Source organism: Chryseobacterium proteolyticum (assembly GCF_046591535.1).
Classification (GTDB): Bacteria; Bacteroidota; Bacteroidia; order Flavobacteriales; family Weeksellaceae; genus Chryseobacterium; species Chryseobacterium proteolyticum.
Map to the genome: position 1 here is coordinate 411,795 of NZ_JBJLWK010000003.1, position 18,696 is coordinate 430,490.

At 36.2% G+C, this 18,696-nt stretch carries 19 protein-coding genes and 1 pseudogene; 9 read left to right on the forward strand and 11 right to left on the reverse strand.

All coding sequences use genetic code 11. From position 1 onward, the window contains the following. Window positions 1-223: 223 nt before the first annotated feature. On the forward strand, window positions 224-1,759 hold the full coding sequence (locus ACJ5H0_RS12895) for a YifB family Mg chelatase-like AAA ATPase (RefSeq protein ID WP_411249845.1): 1,536 nt from the start codon (window positions 224-226) through the stop codon (window positions 1,757-1,759). An 80-nt stretch (window positions 1,760-1,839) separates the two neighbouring features. On the opposite strand, the gene ACJ5H0_RS12900 is transcribed toward ACJ5H0_RS12895, so the two are convergent. After that, the gene (locus tag ACJ5H0_RS12900; protein WP_411249846.1) at window positions 1,840-2,313 is read right to left on the reverse strand and encodes a DUF6876 family protein; all 474 of its coding nucleotides are present in this window, start codon (window positions 2,311-2,313) and stop codon (window positions 1,840-1,842) included. A 78-nt stretch (window positions 2,314-2,391) separates the two neighbouring features. Between ACJ5H0_RS12900 and ACJ5H0_RS12905 the strand changes: the two genes are divergently transcribed. Continuing rightward, entirely contained in the window at window positions 2,392-2,883 is a 492-nt protein-coding gene (locus ACJ5H0_RS12905) for a hypothetical protein (RefSeq protein WP_411249847.1), read from the forward strand. A gap of 1 nt (window position 2,884) precedes the next feature. On the opposite strand, the gene ACJ5H0_RS12910 is transcribed toward ACJ5H0_RS12905, so the two are convergent. The 4 genes from ACJ5H0_RS12910 to ACJ5H0_RS12925 all read right to left on the reverse strand — a co-directional run bounded on the left by ACJ5H0_RS12910 (window position 2,885) and on the right by ACJ5H0_RS12925 (window position 6,507). Continuing rightward, entirely contained in the window at window positions 2,885-3,142 is a 258-nt protein-coding gene (locus ACJ5H0_RS12910) for a hypothetical protein (RefSeq protein ID WP_172281918.1), read from the reverse strand. After that, window positions 3,135-3,668 (reverse strand): hypothetical protein, encoded by a 534-nt coding sequence (locus ACJ5H0_RS12915; protein WP_411249848.1) that lies wholly within the window; start codon window positions 3,666-3,668, stop codon window positions 3,135-3,137. Before ACJ5H0_RS12915 ends, ACJ5H0_RS12910 begins: the two co-directional genes overlap by 8 nt. Next, window positions 3,607-3,864: a hypothetical protein gene (locus ACJ5H0_RS12920; RefSeq protein WP_172281922.1), complete on the reverse strand. Its 258-nt coding sequence runs from the start codon at window positions 3,862-3,864 to the stop codon at window positions 3,607-3,609. The genes ACJ5H0_RS12915 and ACJ5H0_RS12920 overlap by 62 nt, the downstream gene beginning before the upstream one ends. Window positions 3,865-4,302: 438 nt before the next feature. Further along, window positions 4,303-6,507, reverse strand: a complete 2,205-nt coding sequence (locus ACJ5H0_RS12925) for a S46 family peptidase (protein ID WP_411249849.1) — start codon at window positions 6,505-6,507, stop codon at window positions 4,303-4,305. An 85-nt stretch (window positions 6,508-6,592) separates the two neighbouring features. Here ACJ5H0_RS12925 and ACJ5H0_RS12930 point away from each other — a divergent pair, with 85 nt between their 5' ends. Beyond that, window positions 6,593-7,027 (forward strand): META domain-containing protein, encoded by a 435-nt coding sequence (locus ACJ5H0_RS12930; RefSeq protein WP_273650335.1) that lies wholly within the window; start codon window positions 6,593-6,595, stop codon window positions 7,025-7,027. 73 nt (window positions 7,028-7,100) lie between these two features. Here the strand turns inward: ACJ5H0_RS12930 and ACJ5H0_RS12935 are convergent, their stop codons facing one another. The 5 genes from ACJ5H0_RS12935 to ACJ5H0_RS12955 all read right to left on the reverse strand — a co-directional run bounded on the left by ACJ5H0_RS12935 (window position 7,101) and on the right by ACJ5H0_RS12955 (window position 12,615). Beyond that, window positions 7,101-7,505, reverse strand: coding sequence for a hypothetical protein (locus ACJ5H0_RS12935; protein ID WP_411249850.1), 405 nt, complete (start codon window positions 7,503-7,505; stop codon window positions 7,101-7,103). A 6-nt stretch (window positions 7,506-7,511) separates the two neighbouring features. Beyond that, entirely contained in the window at window positions 7,512-9,986 is a 2,475-nt protein-coding gene (locus ACJ5H0_RS12940; protein WP_411249851.1) for a beta strand repeat-containing protein, read from the reverse strand. Window positions 9,987-9,990: 4 nt separating this feature from the next. Continuing rightward, the gene (locus tag ACJ5H0_RS12945) at window positions 9,991-10,545 is read right to left on the reverse strand and encodes a T9SS type A sorting domain-containing protein (protein ID WP_411249852.1); all 555 of its coding nucleotides are present in this window, start codon (window positions 10,543-10,545) and stop codon (window positions 9,991-9,993) included. Window positions 10,546-10,697: 152 nt separating this feature from the next. Beyond that, entirely contained in the window at window positions 10,698-11,411 is a 714-nt protein-coding gene (locus tag ACJ5H0_RS12950) for a LytR/AlgR family response regulator transcription factor (RefSeq protein ID WP_273650339.1), read from the reverse strand. 163 nt (window positions 11,412-11,574) lie between these two features. Then, window positions 11,575-12,615, reverse strand: a complete 1,041-nt coding sequence (locus tag ACJ5H0_RS12955; protein WP_411249853.1) for an MsnO8 family LLM class oxidoreductase — start codon at window positions 12,613-12,615, stop codon at window positions 11,575-11,577. A gap of 288 nt (window positions 12,616-12,903) precedes the next feature. Here ACJ5H0_RS12955 and hflX point away from each other — a divergent pair, with 288 nt between their 5' ends. The 6 genes from hflX (at window position 12,904) to ACJ5H0_RS12985 (ending at window position 18,260) form a co-directional block, all read left to right on the forward strand. After that, entirely contained in the window at window positions 12,904-14,130 is a 1,227-nt protein-coding gene (gene hflX, locus ACJ5H0_RS12960) for a GTPase HflX (protein ID WP_411249854.1), read from the forward strand. Continuing rightward, window positions 14,130-14,759, forward strand: a complete 630-nt coding sequence (locus tag ACJ5H0_RS12965; protein WP_273650341.1) for a DUF4919 domain-containing protein — start codon at window positions 14,130-14,132, stop codon at window positions 14,757-14,759. Before hflX ends, ACJ5H0_RS12965 begins: the two co-directional genes overlap by 1 nt. A gap of 15 nt (window positions 14,760-14,774) precedes the next feature. Beyond that, window positions 14,775-16,061, forward strand: coding sequence for a cation:proton antiporter (locus ACJ5H0_RS12970; RefSeq protein ID WP_411249855.1), 1,287 nt, complete (start codon window positions 14,775-14,777; stop codon window positions 16,059-16,061). Between the two features lie 13 nt (window positions 16,062-16,074). Then, window positions 16,075-16,794 carry a DNA alkylation repair protein gene (locus ACJ5H0_RS12975; protein ID WP_411249856.1) on the forward strand — a complete coding sequence of 240 codons (720 nt, stop codon included), beginning with the start codon at window positions 16,075-16,077 and terminating at the stop codon, window positions 16,792-16,794. Continuing rightward, window positions 16,794-17,042 carry a DUF6122 family protein gene (locus ACJ5H0_RS12980; RefSeq protein WP_411249857.1) on the forward strand — a complete coding sequence of 83 codons (249 nt, stop codon included), beginning with the start codon at window positions 16,794-16,796 and terminating at the stop codon, window positions 17,040-17,042. The genes ACJ5H0_RS12975 and ACJ5H0_RS12980 overlap by 1 nt, the downstream gene beginning before the upstream one ends. A gap of 147 nt (window positions 17,043-17,189) precedes the next feature. After that, entirely contained in the window at window positions 17,190-18,260 is a 1,071-nt protein-coding gene (locus tag ACJ5H0_RS12985) for a calcium:cation antiporter (protein ID WP_411249858.1), read from the forward strand. On the opposite strand, the pseudogene ACJ5H0_RS12990 reads toward ACJ5H0_RS12985, so the two are convergent. Next, window positions 18,257-18,641, reverse strand: a pseudogene (locus ACJ5H0_RS12990) (group III truncated hemoglobin). The gene ACJ5H0_RS12985 and the pseudogene ACJ5H0_RS12990 overlap by 4 nt on opposite strands. Between the last annotated feature and the right edge of the window lie 55 nt (window positions 18,642-18,696).

Below are 18,696 nucleotides of genomic sequence, written 5' to 3' on the forward strand. Positions count from 1 at the left end.
TTAAAGAGTTTGAGTTTGTGTATCCGGCTTGTGGAAGTGCTAACTCAGCTATAAAACTTTCTATTTCTGAATTAGAGGTTTTATCGGGTTTCAAAAAATGGGTTGATGTTACGAAAGGCGGTTGAAAACGACAAAGGAAATACATAAATTCTTGTCAGCGTTTTTAATGATGAATATTTCATTCATTTATAAAAAATGATATATTTACATTAAAACACACTTTATGCTGATCAAAATTTATGGAAGCGCAATTCATGGAGTTGCGGCACAAACGATTACTATTGAAGTTAATATTGATACAGGTGGCGTTGGCTATCATTTAGTTGGTCTCCCCGACAATGCAATCAAAGAAAGCAGCTATAGGATTTCTGCAGCATTAAGAAATGTCGGTTTCAAAATTCCCGGTAAAAAAATTACAATTAATATGGCTCCCGCAGATCTTCGGAAAGAAGGTTCCGCATATGACTTAAGTATTGCGATAGGGATTTTAGCTGCATCAGACCAAATTCTTGCTGAAAATATCCACAACTATATCATTATGGGAGAACTTTCATTGGATGGGAGCTTACAACCGATTAAAGGAATTTTACCCATTGCAATCCAGGCGAAGGAGGAGGGTTTTAAGGGGATTATTTTACCCATGCAAAATACCAGAGAAGCTGCTGTGGTGGAAGGAATTGATGTTTACGGAGTCAGTAATATCAAAGAGGTGATTGATTTTTTTAATGAAGGAATACCCATTGAAAAGGTTGTTTTGGATATAAAAAAAGAATTCCAGGAAAAAGTAAATCAGTTTCCTTTTGATTTTTCAGAAGTAAAAGGGCAGGAAACGGCAAAGAGGGCAATGGAGGTTGCCGCAGCGGGAGGGCATAATATAATTTTGATAGGTCCACCCGGAAGCGGAAAGACGATGCTGGCAAAAAGAGTTCCCAGTATTTTACCACCACTAACCTTAAAGGAGGCTTTGGAAACGACAAAAATACATTCTGTTGCCGGGAAAATAGGTGCTGAAACTTCTTTAATGACCATTCGTCCTTTCAGATCACCTCATCATACGATATCGGATGTAGCCTTGGTCGGTGGGGGAAGCTATCCACAGCCAGGAGAGATATCCCTCGCACATAATGGTGTTTTATTCCTTGATGAAATGCCTGAGTTCAAAAGAACAGTGCTTGAAGTGATGCGACAGCCCTTAGAAGATCGTGAGGTTACCATTTCAAGGGCAAAGTTTACTGTAAACTATCCCTCGAGCTTTATGCTTATTGCATCGATGAATCCAAGTCCTAGTGGATATTTCCCTGATGATCCTAATAATACTTCATCCCTTGCGGAAATGCAGCGTTATATGAATAAATTATCAGGCCCTCTTTTAGATCGTATTGATATCCACATAGAAATCCAAAAAGTTGAATTTGAGCAATTAACTGAAAAGAGAAAGGGTGAAAAAAGTGAAACGATCAGAGCAAGGGTACTGAAAGCCAGAGAAATCCAACAGGCCAGATATCAAGATTTAGAAATTAGTTACAATGCGCAAATGGGCTCGCGACAAATTGAGCAATTTTGTGCTTTAGATGAGGTTTCATTTGCTCTGATAAAACAAGCGATGGACAAGCTGGGTTTGTCCGCAAGAGCGTATGATAGAATTCTGAAGGTTGCACGGACAATTGCAGATCTTGATGAATCTGAGAATATTTACTCACATCATATTTCTGAAGCCATACAATACAGAAGTTTGGATCGGGAGTTTTGGAATGTTTGATGTGGACTTATATGGGGTAAAAGCCTTCATCATTTTTTTATATTGTAAATGCATCATACTGATATGCAATATCTGTATGTTTAGTAAATGTTCTCTTCAACCGGTAAACAGAATAATTTATCTTTTTTTATTACAATAAGATCATCAAAATAAAAACTTGCCTCAATATTCTTAATCTCGGCTAATTTTTGACCTGCTTTATTTTTGCATGTAAGTGTAAAAGAATGGGGAAGAACTCTTTTTAAAGTCCATACTTGAGTTTCGGAATCGGAATGAGGCTGCTCTTCCAGGATAAGATCAAATAGCCACAAACAGTCTTCAAAATTAATCATATCATTAATCCCTTCTGTAAACTGGTATTCCTCCTTATAGTCGTGTAAATCCTGAGCAACTGAATAAACATTATATAACTCATTCGCTGAGTTTCGACGAATATTGTGTTTGTTGTTCATGGTTTTAGTTTTTGTTATGGAAGAAGGTTTAAATTGACGGAAAGATTCAGATGCTTCAAAATGTTTGTAGTAAGCATGTGATGGTTCAACGAAATTTTTCATGTTTTTAGAATTTTATTTTAATTTTGTTTTATATCTTTGCACAAATATAGTCAAAATTTAGACCAAAATAAAATAAAAATGGACAAAATAACAACCATAAAAGAAAGAATCCTATTTTATTTGGAGGAAAAGAGCATTAAAAAGGAGTCTTTTTACAGGGAAACAGGGATGTCCGCTTCTAATTTCAAAGGGGCAGGACTAAAAAGTGACCTTGGTATTGATAAGGTTGTTAAAGTTTTAGAGGTGTATCCGGAGCTGAATGCTCACTTACATTGGCTTATAAAAGGAGAGGGGGTATTGGATTTAAGTGGTTCAGAGAAAGTATATGAGGTTGAAGAACAAGAATTACAACCTGATCATATGTTGAAGAGTAAAGATTTTAATGAAGATATAGGTGACCTATTAGCTAATATTTATGCCCAATACAACACACAGGATAAAAGCTTGCTGTTCATCCAGAATCAGATATCAAAAATGGAAAAGAAACTGGAAGCTTCTATCGCTAAGCAAAGCAAATATTTGGAAAGAATTTTAGCTCAGGTTGAGGAAAAAGAATCAAGATCAAAGTAATCTAGTTCTTGTTTACGATGATTTTTTCAGATCCTGATAATAATGTTTTAGTTCGGGTATTAAGAATGAGGTAGCCGAGTTCGTTAGTAAAGACTTCCAAATCCTGCATGGTACCAATAAATCCATTATTGATCTCTTTTTTTACCAATCTCATTTTTTCAAGATATTGCTCTTCGGACAAAATTTCCGCAATGTAATCCTCCCAAAGTTTATCACTAAGAGCAACAAGAATTTTTAAACTTTCTCTGTGATTACTCATTTTTTGTGATATCGTTACGTTTGTATAATATGGAAGAAAACCTTTCTAAGGTACTATTGTTAAATTTATCAATAACATTTATTTCTCTATAGTAGTTGTCTAATCGATAGATAAGATAAACAATTATAGCAATAATGGCGATAATCGCTATATCAGCATATCCGGAAATTATATTCTTATTGAAAAATATAAACTTAATATAGGTCGCTAAGTGAAAATATCCGGAAACAAAAACCACATAGAAGGTATATCTATGAGCTTTGAATAATCCTCCTAATGCAAGGAGGATTATGCACGATGGGATTGATAGAAAATAGATTGCTGAATCTAAATCCAAACGCCTTTCGCCGGCATTATTTGCCAGCTGGACATTAACATCAATAAAATAACCCACAATATTATTCAGAAAAGGTAAGATCGCCGAAATCAACACGAATGCAGACATCGTAATCTGAATAATCAGCTTACTTAGGCCTATCCGGCTTTGTCGGGTCGATTGTGTCTGCGGTACTGTTGTTTGTTCCATCTTTTGAATCTGGCTCATTTGGTTTTTCTACTGGTTTTGTTACGGTATCGCTAACGATTTTTACATTTTTTGCCGCTTTTAAATCTGCTTTTGTGCCTTCCGATTGTAAAGCGGGAGCGTCTTCATTACTTCTGTCATCACATGCTACCAAAAGGGTCAGCAATGCGATCCCGGATAAAATTAATTTTAAGTTCATAACAATATATTTTTTTTAACAACTTAAAGATAAGTCTTAAAACTTAAATTTAGCTTAAAAAAATAGACTAATTCTTTTCATTGTGTAATAATAATAAAATTTTCTGTTATAAAAACCTTATATCACTGCGTAATGAAATCAAAAATAGTAAATAAATATTTACATTTTGCTATTTTTTAATAAAATTTTTATTTTAAAATAAATTAACTGTTTTTATTTTTCTTAAATAATCTTTTTTTAGCAATGCATATTATTGCTGAAAATTTAACTCTCTCATCTTATTTGTAACGATCTCGTATTGTCTTTATTCTATAAAACGGCGTAAAAATCACAAAATTTTATGGTGTGTAGAGGGAACTCAATCACTTATTTATTTCAGTAAATGGTATAAAAAAAGCCGTGAGAAAATCTCACGGCTTTTAAAATTTAAAAAAAAGATTATTTATTCTTTTTGGTAGATTTTACATGTTCAGTTTTTGCAGGACGGGTTTTAGTATCAGCTGGAGTGTTTTCACTTCTAACCAGCTTCAACTCGTCAATTAACCTTCTTGCGCCAGCATACTTATCGATAGTCCAAAGAACAAAACGTACGTCAACGTTGATTGTTTTTTGCCATTCCTGTTCAAAAACAATATCACCACTTAAAGCTTCACTGTTTCCATCAAATGCGATCCCTATAAGATTACCGTCACCATCGATTACCGGAGACCCGGAGTTTCCGCCTGTAATATCATTATTAGAAAGGAAATTAACAGGCATAAAACCGGCAGCATCAGCATATTGACCGAAGTCCTTCATGTTGTAAAGATCGATTACTCTTTGAGGAAGATCAAATTCTTCATCTCCTTTTTTATATTTTCCTACCAAACCGGTCATGTCAGTATAATAGTTATCTGTAACACCAAAGTAGTTTCTGTCTGTTCTGATAGGTAATTTGTCAACAGTTCCGTAAGTTAATCTCATAGTAAAGTTAGCGTCCGGATAGAACTTTTTTTCAGGCATGGATTTCATTAAACCTGCTAAGAATATACGGTTGTTTTTAGCAAAATTATCATCAATCTTAGAGAATTTTTCAGAAGATAATCTTTGATCTGTAGTAACTCCGTTAGCTATTTTTAAAAGTGGATCAGCGTCTAGCTTTAAACGATCCGGATTTAAAATAAAGTTTGTTACAGAGGTTTTATTAGCAAAAATAGATGAATAAGCAACGTTTGAAAGATTTTTAGAATCTAATGCCATAATAGTTGGAGATGCTACATCTTTATCTACTCTTGACTGATAAAGACCAACCATTGAATTAAGCATTTCTCCTTCTAACTTAGTATTAAAGTTTTCATAAGCAGCTTTTACCGCAGCTTCTACTTTTGGTTTCATTGCTAATCTTCCTGCCATATCTTGTTCAGCATATGACTTAAGTACAGGGCCTACTTGAGAAGCAAGGCTGATGTATTTAGCATTTCTATAGAGCTGGGTGGCATAATTTCTTTCAACATTTCTATTAGAAACTTGTTTATAATAGATTGAGATATCATCTAAAACTCCGTCATATTCTATATTTGCCGGTTGTAAAGCCCATTGCTTGAAATTAGCTTCAGTTTTCTGCTTATCGGTAATTGTCCCGTTTTTGATAACAGCATCGATAGTTCCTTGTCTGTTTTTCCAGTAATTTGCTACTGATGCATATTGAGAAGCATAATTAAGCTGAGTCGCCTTGTCTTTATCCATGTACTTCTTCATCACATCCATTGCTAATTTAGAAGCTTCTACCCAAGCTGGATAATCTTTGTTTACCATCTGCTGTATACCGTAAGAAGTTAAATAACGGTTTGTTCTGCCTGGGTAACCAAGAATCATAGAAAAGTCTCCAGGTTTAATCCCTTTAAGAGAAACAGGTAAAAAGTGTTTAGGTTTTAAAGGTGTATTGCTTGGAGAGTACTCTGCAGGGTTTCCCGCAGCATCAGCATACACTCTGAAAACCGTAAAATCTGCTGTGTGTCTAGGCCATTCCCAGTTATCAGTATCACCTCCAAATTTACCCAATGATGAAGGAGGTGCACCTACCAATCTTATATCTTTATAATCCTGATAAACGAAATAATAAAACTCGTTTCCATTGAAGAAATCTTTTACTACTACTGTATACTTCCCGTTTTCAGAATTCTCAGCCTGAATAGCTTTAGTTTCAGCATCAATTACAGCTTTTCTTTCTTCACCGGTCATTTTGTTGTTTAGCTTAGCATTGATTCTTTGTGAAGCATCATCCATTCTTACTAAGAATCTAACATATAGGTCTTTAGCGTTGAATTCGTCTTTTTGCTTCATGGCCCAGAATCCATTCTTCAGATAATCTTTTTCCGGAGTAGAAGCTGCTGCAACAGCACCATAACCACAGTGGTGGTTTGTGAAAATCAGTCCTTTATCAGAAACAATTTCACCGGTACAGAAGCCTCCAAAACTTACAATAGCATCTTTTAAACTAGAATTGTTTACGGAATAAATTTCTTCTGGAGTTAAATGCAAACCTTCTTTTTGCATATCAACACCATTTAATCTTTTAATGAGCATTAGCAGCCACATACCTTCATCCGCTCTCATCTGGGCAAAGCCCAATAAAAAAGTGAATAGTAGAAATAGTCTTTTCATTTTATAAAATAATTTTGTGTCGCTAATTTACTAATTTTTACGATATTCCGGCCGTGATTGGTATGAAAATGGAAGGATAGGCTGCATGAAAAAAATATTTATAAGTCTATTAGGAGTTTTGGTTTTAGGAATGATGATTAATTGTTCATCAGTTCCGGGTAAAAACCCATCAGTTCAAAGAGAATGGATGCTTATATCTTTTGGGAAATTTGATAAAGAAGAAATGGTTAAAAGCCGCGCGGGAATTAATCTTACAGGAGCAATGGAAGGAGAAAAGATTCGTGGAGGGGCATTCATGGGGTGTAATAAAATGTTTTTTACCGGAGAGTTCAGAAAAAATGGGAAAATGAAGATTTCCGGAGTTGGAAGTACAATGATGGCTTGTCAGAATATGAAACTTGAGCGAGCGTTTGTTAATAGCTTTGAAAGGATTACGCGGTATTCAGTGGAGGGTCATTTTCTTTCTTTGTATGATGATAAAGGGATAGTGATGAAGTTTGTTGCCTCAGATTGGGATTAACAGTAATTTTTTTTGAAAAATGTACAGATAAAATAAGTCCGCTAAGTAGCGGACTTATTTCGGTTATTAGTTTCTAGGAATAGTTTTTTTTTATTTCTTCAAGTGTTGCCGTATTAGAAAGTCCCGTAACGGTTATTTTCTTATTAATAGGTTGACTTGCTTTACGTGAACGCCGATTAGGAATTGTTGCTAAGACCTCATCAAAACTAGCTGTATTGGGAAGTAATTTTCCTGAATTGTCCGATGTGTTTTTAGGTTTTAGATTTTGTTTTTTAACTTCAAGTCCATAATCTGATACCAGCCCGCTGTGTGGAGGATTGTTTTTATTATACTGCTCATAATCTTTAATGAGCTTAGCTTCCTGTTCCTTTGCATTTTTTAAAATAACGGCCTGATCCTGCGGCTCAGAAGTTTTATTTTCCTGGGCATACATACTTAGTCCTGATAATAGTAATGCGATGGTATATAATGATTTCATAATTTTTTATTTAATGTTTACTAGTACTTTAATTTTTGCCGTTTCATTCTGATTGTAATCCTGGAGAGCTTTTCCGATTACCTGTCCAATTCTGACTTTTTTGAGATTTGCTTTCATGGCAACTCCTGGTTTTGAAGAGGTTACTAAAAGGTCTCCTCTTTTAATTTTTCCTCCTTCAAGACAAATCTTTGTTGGGATCACTCCGATAACTCCCATGGGAACTTTTCCGGACAGATCTGCATCGATATTTTCTTCAGTCAATAAAACCCCGGGTTTGGTTGCATAAACTCCTGCTACAAGTGTAGAGTAGGGCTTTGAGGACTTTTCTATCGTTCTGTCAGAGTCTGTTGAAATCACTAAAATGTCGCCGGGCTCATATTCAGAAACATTTCCTTCCACATCAAATGCTTCTGCAACGTCCGCACCGCTGTTTTGTGTTCCGCCATTAAAAAAGCCTCTTCCTGCTTTATTGATCCGGGCAACATTAACTGATGCACTTTGATAGACAGAAATATTACCAGATGGGCCCTGATGATTGACAAGAAGTGTGGAGCCGGTACCAGTAGTGGTTATGTGTACAACAGGTTGTCCGTTGGCATTATTAAAATTAGCAAATCTACCGGCCTTACCTGTTCCAAAATTGGGAATAAAACCTGAGATCGCATTACCTGTTCCGTCGCATGATGCTTCTATACCATCGCCGCTACCACCCGCATTGGCGGTAATCCCGTTTCCATTCCCTTCCGTAAGGGCTAATACAGCCGGCCCATTTCCACTGGCATTTGATGAATAAAATAAGCCTCCATAGCCACCGGTTCCTGATGAAAGACCAAAAATACCTGCAGTACCGAAATTAGCAAAAATGGAATTCACTTCACCTTTTACTGCCGGTGAGGTACCGGTTGTGCGATCCACCTTGAAGTTTCCTGCAGTACCATTACCAACAGTTTTCACAGAGATTACTTCGGTATCATTGTCTTCATTGAAAATTTCAAATCTACCGGCACGCCCAGTTGCAAAAGATGGAACCCATGCGTATAAAGCATTTCCGTTTCCATCAATATTTGTTTCCACACCATTACCGTTTTTGCCGGCATTGGCAGTGATTGCATTTCCATTTCCATCGGTGATTGCCACCAAGGCGGGACCGTTTCCGGCCGTATTAGAAGCATGGAATAAGCCTGCGAAACCTCCGGTCCCTGAGGATATTCCAAAAACACCGGCAGCTCCAAAATTGCCGAATATGGTTTTTACTTCACCTCTTACGGCAGCGGCGACACTATTGGTATTATTAACGAGGAATGAAGAAGCATTTCCTTGTGTGTTATCAGGAATATTTCCATTTCCGTTGGTTTCGATTTCAAGCGTATTATTTTCATTGGTTTGATTGAAATTTTCGAATCGGCCAGCTCTACCTTTACTGTTGTTGAGCCCAACCTGGCCTAAAACACCTATCGCTGTTCCGGTACTATTTGTTGCAATAAACCCCCTCACGCCATATCCTCCACCATCATTTCTTCCGACTACAGCACCGGCTATATCACTTGTTGTTCTTCCGACCACGGCTTCTCCGTTGCCGTTGTTATCACCTACAACACCTGCAGAGGATACTTGGCTTGTAATTCCATGTAGGGCAAAACCAGCTCCTGAAGTACTTCTCAATCCCGCACCGGTTCCTGTCGTAGAAATATTGACCACCGTTCCGTTACCCGCGGTTGAGGCAATAATTGCGCTGTTGGCATTGGAATTATTAGTTATTGAAATATTAGCAGCAACTCCGTTTGTACTTATTGCGGCAAGTCCTGTTCCTGCGTTGCTGTTTGCATATACACCGTATCCATTTCCCGATGCATTTCCATAAACACCCAGTCCATTAGGGGTAACTCCATATACTCCCCATCCGCTTCCGTTCTGACTGCCCCAGACCCCCACTCCTAATCCTCCTGTGCCATTATTGATTCCCCGGACTCCCGAAGAAAATCCACCGGCAGAAGTACTGGTTACAACACCCCTTATTGAAGCGATACTTGAAGTTGTTGTATTGTTGGTGCCTTCAATGGCTGCTCCATCACCATCATTGGTTAAAGCAAAAAGACTGGCTGTGTTATTTACGTTAGCTGAATATGGAAGGGTAAAGCTTCCGCCACCGCCTCCAGCAGATTTTGCGTACATTGCATAAGGAACGCTGAGAAGTTGGCTGGTGCCTGATATCGTATAGCTGGTTCCACCTGACGGATCTGTTTCTGTTTTCAAATAATAATTTCCAGTGGTCCAGTTAATCGTGGCAAATGTCCCAGTAAGAACAGTTCCTGTACCTATTTCAAGGCTGATTAAACCATTGGCATTGGTATTTCCGGTCAACCTTTCTGAGTATACCACTGGGCCTGCGGCTGAGCCTTGAAGAACACTTACTTTTACTGCAATACTCTGATTGATGATCAGTTGTCCCGAAAGATTTCGGATAACGGCCTGATAGCTCATTTTTTCAGGTACTTGTCCAAAGGCTAAAAAACAGCCCAGTATAAGCCCTAGTACGAGTAGATTTTTTTTTCATGGTAGTTATTTTTTTTATGATTTTGAATGTTTTAATGTTTTTACCATCCTGATTAATTCTTATAATGTACATGGCAGATGGAAGAGAAGAAAAATTAAATTCAGATTTTGTCTGCATAATTTTTTCACTCCTGATCAACTTACCTTGTGCATCGAATAATTGATAATCTGAGTTCTTATAGCTGTTTACTGTAAAATCCAGATATAGATAATCTCTAAAGGGATTAGGATAGAGTAAAATACCGTCCTCTGCAGATGACGTTTCATGGGTGCCAAGGGTCGTAATTTCAAAAGCTTGCTGTACTCCTTCCATAACCTGGAATCCGCTTCCCTTAGAGAGATAAGTGACCTGGCCGACACTATAAGAAATAGAGCCATTACCTCCTGAGACAGTTGTTCCTGTAGTTAAAACAGCTGATTGAGCTTTAAGCTGTCCGGTTACAATAAACAATATAAAAAGGAAGCCGGAAATTAATGTTCTTTTCATGTGAGTTTTTTTTTGGTTAGTAGTTTATAAATTCGGGTTAATGAATTTCGGAAGACTAAATTACCACATCCCGGATGCAGATATTGGGAAAATAGATAAACGACACGAAAAATCGACAAATGACAATCCGGAAAAGAAATTAGAGGAATTCTTTAATTGGGCATGTTGAAAAATGCCAGATTGTCTTTATAACTTCTTCCTATGGGAAGCTTAATCTTATGGGTAAGCTCTACTTCGTGAGAAGTTTTACTTCGGATAAGATATTTTGGAACGGCATAGCTGCGGTGTATTCTTACAAAAGAATCGAAGTGGTTTTGATGAAGAAGATTTCCAAGGGAATCAAGAATACAGTGTTTTTTTTCAGAAGTTACAATTCTGGTGTAATCTTTTAATGCCTCCAGATAAAGAATGTCTGTTATTTTGATTTGTAGAATTGTACTCCCTTCTTTGATTTTAATCGTATTTTCACCAAGTAAAATATCAAGACATTCACTCTTTTCCTTCATTTCAAGAAAATCCAAAAGTTTTTGTAACGAATGATGAATACGATCCGTTTTTAAAGGTTTTTTAATAAAGTCGAGTATGTCCAGTTCGAAAGCCTCGGCAGCAAACTCACAGTGGGAACTCATGAAAATACAAATAGGGATTTTATAGGCTAATTTACAGAATTCAATTCCGTTCATTCCGGGGAGTTTGGTTTCAATAAACAGGACGTCTACTGGTAGATCAAGGTATGGAATTGCTTTTTCTGCTGAATCAAAAGATGCAACAATTTCTATATTATCATACTGATTGATATGGTGTTGAAGAACCAGCCTGTCCAGTTCATCATCATCAATAATCATACATTTAATATTGGCAATCATGATTCTCCGGATGTTAATTAGTTTTTATAGATCAATGTAAATAAAACAAAAATCTCATTATAAAGTTATTAAAATTATTTTGGTTTTTAATGTTTTATGTTTATTTTAATATTAAAATGGGTGATTTGAAATAATAATCACAAAGTGGTGAACGGTGGTGGCTTTATACATCACAATTGCTAATCCATTCAAAATTTTTGAAACGGGATTCTTTATCGTAAATATTGCTTAGTATAATCAGATTATTGGTTTGGTAAAATGTTGTAATTTCAAAGAGATATTTATGAATTGTGTCAGGAGTGGCAATAATTATATTCTTCAGAATTTTTTTCAAATCATCATTTTCTGTAGGACTTAACATTTTTTCTTCTATATCATCCGGATGTAATAATGGGGAGGGAGCTAGGCCTCTGCGTGCTTCAAGAAACTGGTAAGCCATGGATAAGGCATTTCTTTTTGCGGTGTCGTAATTTTCAGCGACTGAAACTGAAACGGCAATTTGTAAATGAGGTGTTTCGCTCAGATTACCACGCTTAAATTCATTTCTATAGATTTCCGTGCTTTCATTTTGCTTGTTGTCCATCAAAAAATGAGAGAAGGAATATCCTAATCCGTTTTTTGCAGCTTCCTTTGCCGAATTATTCCCTGAGCCCAGCCACCATACTTCTGGCATATGTTGAAGGTTTTGAGGCTGAGCAATCAGATCACCATAACGCTCTTGCGTAATACTTGTATCATCTGAAATATAGGCTGCGATATCTCGGAGTTTTTCGCTGATATTACTTATTGTTGGAAGTTTATCGCCGTTCAGGGCCAGTGAAGATATTTTAAGACCACCCGGTGCTTTTCCTAATCCCAGTACAAAACGTCCGGGAAAAATTGAAGCTAGTAATTTTGTGATCTCAGAAATTTTATATGCAGAATAATTTCTGAGCATGATGCCGGCTGTTCCAACTTTTATTTTTTGTGTTTTGCCTAAAATAACGGCGGCTAATATTTCGGGGCTTGAGCTTGCGTAACCAGGAACTCCATGATGTTCGGAGAATAAAATGCTTTCATAACCAAGATGCTCTGCCCATTGGGCCAGTTCAATGCTGTTATGAAGGGTATCCTGTGTATGCTCTCCCATTACAACAGGAGATTGGTCCAGGATGCTCAATTTCATTGTTTTTTTTGTAAAATCTTTTTCTGATTGGCTGGCCATACAATATTGTTTTAAAGCTGAAATTGAAGACTCAATATAATGAAAAATCGTTTTATGATCAGAATGATACTCTAAACGGTCATTCAGGTACTATTTTTGTTTTAATGGATTTGTAAGGTTTAATGTTTGAAAGTAATAAAAAAGCATTTGTTGATTATTATTTTTCCGCAAATTAATAGTATTTAAAGCTTAAATTAACATTAAAATTTTAGATTGTCTTAAAAATCGTTTTGCTTTTTATCCCTAAAAAGGGTATCTTGTAAAACTCACAAACATAGATAGAACTTAATGCTAGAAAAGAAAGAACATAATTACGAGAAAGCTGTTTTAGTAGGTGTTATTACTCAAAATCAGGATGAAGAAAAGCTGATAGAGTATATGGATGAATTAGAATTTTTAGCTTTCACAGCAGGAGCAACGGTACAAAAGCGCTTCACTCAAAAATTAACTCAGCCGGACTCCAAAACCTTCATTGGAAGTGGAAAGGCACTTGAAATAAAAGAATATGTAAAAGAAAACGAGATAGGAACAGTAATTTTCGATGATGAACTCTCTCCATCCCAGCTTAAAAACCTGGAAAGAGAAATGGAGGTGAAGATTCTTGACCGAACCAATCTTATTCTCGATATTTTTGCACAACGAGCACAAACTTCTTACGCTAGAACCCAGGTGGAACTGGCACAATACCAATATCTCTTACCTCGATTAACGAGGATGTGGACCCACTTGGAACGTCAGAAAGGAGGGATCGGAATGAGAGGTCCGGGTGAAACTGAAATTGAAACTGACCGTCGTATTATCCGTGACAGAATCACTTTACTGAAAGATAAGCTAAAGACGATAGACAGGCAGATGGCTACTCAGCGTAATAATCGCGGGAAGGTTGTTCGGGCTGCGTTGGTAGGGTATACGAATGTAGGTAAATCTACTCTGATGAATTCACTTTCAAAATCTGAAGTTTTTGCAGAAAATAAACTATTTGCAACATTAGATACCACTGTCAGAAAAGTGGTTATCGGGAATCTTCCGTTTTTACTTACCGATACTGTAGGATTTATCAGAAAATTACCGACCCAGTTGGTTGAATCCTTTAAATCAACTTTGGATGAGGTGCGGGAAGCAGATTTGCTGATCCATGTCGTAGATATTTCTCATGAAAGTTTTGAAGATCATATAGAATCCGTTAATCATGTTTTGATGGAAATTAATGCTCATCAGAAGCCTATGATTATGGTTTTCAATAAGATTGATGATTTTAGCTATGAGAAGAAGGATGAAGATGATCTGACACCTTCAACAAGAAAGAATGTTTCCCTTGAAGAATGGAAAAAGACCTGGATGGCAAAATCTAAATATCCAACGGTATTTATTTCGGCTTTGACAAAAGAGAATTTTCCGGAGATGAAGAAATTGATCTATGATGAAGTCATGAAAATCCATATTTCAAGATTTCCATATAATGACTTCCTGTTTGAGTATTTCGATAACGACGAGGAAGATGAAAACAACAATTAATGAAATATTACATTTTCCTTTTGCTGCTGAATATTTCGGTTTTAGGCTTCGGTCAAAAATCGAAAATTGATTTTAAAAGTATAGAGAAAAACCTTAAAAATCCCGAATCACTTTATAATTATGATAAACTGATTTTCAAGTACAAAGGGATTCCAAAGTCACTGGATAGTATAGAAGCTCAGTATTTGTACTACGGTAGAAATTTCGAATCAAATAAATTAAATACTTCAGATAATGATTTTAAAAGTCTTGCTGAAGCATTTAAAAATAATAATTTCGATGATTGCATAAGATTGGGTAAGGTTTTATATGGTAAGGATCCAACGAATATGGACGTACTGCTGATTTTGCTGCGTGCTTATGATTCTAAAAAAGATGTAAGTAATTTTACTCATCATCTCGCACAGCTTCGATTACTTGCCGACGCAATCAAAAATTCGGGAGATGGGAAAACCGAAAAGACTGCCTATCAGGTCAATTCTGTGGGGGACGAATATATTTTCCTGAATATTCTCAATATCGGAGAAGGCTATACAAAAAGTTCAAAAACAGTAAAAGAAGGCATTATTGACTTATGGGAAAAAGAAAATAACAAAATATATATCAAAGTCCTTTACTTGGACTTTTAATTAAAAAATAACTTAGTGGAATTATATTATTCATTTTCAGCGTTAATAGTTTTAGCATCCATATTCGCATATCTTAATTACAGATTTCTCAAACTTCCCAGTACTATCGGGATCATGGTAATTGCCATTGTGGTTTCAATTTTCCTGGTTTTATTTGGTGAAACTGTATTGCCAAGAACTTTTGGGCATCTTCATAAATTGATGAACAGTATAGACTTCACTGAAGTGTTAATGGGCGCAATGCTTAATTTTCTATTATTTGCAGGAGGAATTCATATTAATATTAATGACCTTAAAGAACAATTCAGGCCCGTTCTTATTTTCTCCACGGCAGGGGTTGTCATTTCTACTTTTATCGTAGGATTCGGAATGTTTTACCTGTTGCCTTTAGTGGGCATCAAACTTCCTTTTATCTATTGTCTTGTTTTCGGGGCTCTGATATCTCCTACTGATCCCGTGGCTGTTCTGAGTGTCTTGAAGCAGGCAAATGTTTCTAAATCTTTAGAGACTAAGGTTGCTGGAGAATCTCTTTTCAATGACGGTATGGCGGTTGTTGTTTTTACCGTAGTACTGCAGTTAGCTGTCGGGAAAGAAGTAGATTTAGGAGTGGAAAGTATTGGACTGTTACTGCTTAAAGAAGCTGGAGGGGGATTGTTATTGGGTGTTTTGTTAGGTTGGATTACTTCAAGGTTAATGCGTGAGGTTGATGATTATATTATTTCAGTTTTGGTTACCCTTTCTGTGGTTATGGGCGGATACCTCATCGCAAGGCAGATGCATATTTCAGGCCCTCTCACCATGGTTGCTGCCGGATTATTTATGGGGAATTTTAACGTAAGATTCAAAATGAAATCAATTACTCAGGATTATCTTATCAAATTCTGGGAATTAATTGATGAAATATTGAACGCTGTACTTTTCTTATTTATAGGTTTTGAACTGCTCATGATCAAAGATCTGAATCACTTTATTATTCCAGGGATTATTGCAATTATTGTTGTGTTGGTAGCAAGATTTATTTCAATATGGGGACCTACAAAATTTATGTCTTTCCGAACAAGGTTTAGTCCCCAAACGATAAAAGTGCTGTTTTGGGGTGGAATTCGTGGCGGAGTTTCTATTGCGCTGGCAATGTCTATTCCTAAAAGTGAGTATAGCAATATTATTTTAAGTATTACTTATTGTGTGGTAGTATTTTCTATTGTAGTACAGGGACTTACCATTGCTAAGGTTGCTAATCCTAAAAAGATTGCAAAAGAAGAATTGGAACAGGGAAGCATTGCTTTAGATAAAGATGTTTAATTGATTGATTGTTATGAGTAACGTAGTAAAAGAAATACAGGAAGCTCTAGCTGTTTTATCAATTCCCGAAAAAGCGGAATTCTTCCCGAAATTTTTTAAAACAGGAAAGGGGGAATATGGTGAAGGAGATATTTTTTTAGGTGTAAAAGTTCCTGACCAGAGAATTGTAGCGAAAGAATACTATTCCAAAATCTCTTTGAAAGAGCTCAGTGTTTTGCTTGCATCCGGTTTTCACGAATATCGGTTGACTGCATTATTTATGCTGATCAGTAAATTTGAAAAAACAAAGGTGGCAGAGGAGAAAAAAGAAATTGTAGATTTTTATCTTAATCATTTGCCATACATTAATAATTGGGACTTGGTGGATTCAAGTTGCTATAAAATATTAGGGAGATATGCTTTTGAAAATCAACAAGAACACCTATTAAGGGATCTTTCTCATTCTGATGAAATGTGGCATAAAAGAATAGCCGTAGTTGGAACAATGCATTACATTAAAAAAGGCTTTTTTCATCTGACAAAGGAATTTGTAACGACGAATCTGAGCCATACGCATGATCTTATGCATAAAGCAAATGGCTGGTTATTAAGAGAGATGGGAAATAAAAATGAAGGTGAATTAGTTGCCTATCTCAATAAGTACTATAAGGAAATGCCCAGGACCTGCCTGAGGTATGCTATTGAAAAACTGAATGAGGAGCTACGACAGGATTATTTAAAAGGAAGGATCTAATGGATTGTTTATTTTGGAAAACAGGAACACATTATTTTTTACACCTGGTATTTCCTGTTTTGATAGCATTTATATTTTATAGGGATCACTGGAAAAGAACTTACCTGATACTCTTAGCTACCATGTTAGTTGATCTGGACCATCTGTTTGCTAATCCCATATTTGATCCTGACAGAAACAGTATAGGATTCCATTTTTTACATTCTTACTATGCAATTGCGGTGTACTTTTTGCTGCTTTTTTTTTAAAGGAAATATAAGAATTGTTGGCATCGGGCTTTTATTGCATATGCTTACTGATTATCAGGATTTCAATCTTTGGTGTCATTAAAATATCATTAATCTTTTCTCTTAATATTTTAATCTTCATTGATTTTTTGTATTTTGTAAACACTTATGAAATTAAAAGAACTTTTACATTATACCTTTATTTTCCCGGTTTTAGCCGTGGGATATTACTTTTCTGGTCTGATGGCAAACGGTGTCATCTTTGAAATAATAGCAGGAATTTTACTTACAGGAAGTGTGCTTTCGGCTGTTCATCATGCGGAAGTGGTAGCCCATAAAGTAGGAGAGCCATTCGGGACAATTATTCTTGCTCTTTGTATTACCATTATTGAAGTGGCGTTAATTATTTCTTTAATGATAGCAGGAGGAGATCAGGCGGTAACGCTGGCAAGGGATACTGTTTTTGCGGCTGTAATGATTATTCTGAACGGAATATTGGGGATATGTATTTTGGTAGGTGGAGTAAAGTATTATGAGCAATTTTTTGCGAGAACTTCTGCTACAACCTATCTGGTAAGTATTGTGTCTATATTGGCGCTTACTCTTATTCTTCCCAACTTTACTTCAAGTGTAAACGGACCTTTTTACAATATGGCCCAACTGATCTTTGTTTCAATTGCCTGTCTTGTTATTTATGGTGTATTTCTTATGGTTCAGACAGTGAGACACAGGAACTATTTCATTATTACATCAGATGACCCGGATTCACATTACATCCCTTCAAAAATAGCGACTCTTATCAGTTTTATATTTCTTGTTATCTGTCTGATTATTGTTGTCTTAATGGCGAAAGGGCTTTCTGCGACCATCGAAAATATGGTTCAGAGTGTTGGAGCGCCAAAATCTTTGGTTGGAGTGATTATTGCAGCTGTGGTTTTGCTTCCGGAAGGAGTTGCAGCGATCAGGGCAGCCAGGAATAATCAGATACAATCAAGCGTTAATCTCGCATTAGGTTCTGCGCTGGCAAGTATTGGATTAACTATTCCTGCTGTGTCTATTGTTTGTATCATGTATGACATACCTTTTGTATTAGGACTGGATAGAAAGGACATTATTTTGCTTTCTTTATCGGTATTTATCGTTATGCTCTCATTAAGCAGAGGGAAAACCAATGTTTTATACGGAACTGTTTTATTGGTAAACCTGGCGGCCTACATTTTTACTGTAATCGTTCCTTAATTTAATTTTCTCGCCATCTCCATTTTATAGGACATAAGTTTTGCGATGTTTTCAGATTTGTAGATGGCCATGTCCGCACTTTCACCGATGAAAAGCTCTTCTATTGTGCTTTTCCAAAGGAAGAGCCACTGATCGAAGTGTTTTTTTTTCCATTGCATGAAGTTCGTTGATGGGAAAGTGAACGGCCATTGGATTTCCTTTATAGCTCATCTGGCCAAAAAGAATCGTTTCCCAGAAAGAATACATTTTAGGAAGGTGGTTATCCCAGTTTACCTTTGCAATGTCATTAAAAAAGAACCCAATGGTTTCGTCTTTAACTACCTTTCCATAAAATGAATTAACAAGGTGTTCTATATCTTCTCTTGATTCCAACTTTTTCATAATTCAAATTTAGTGTAAATCAGGTAAAAAAGGGACTTGAAAATTGATCAATCTC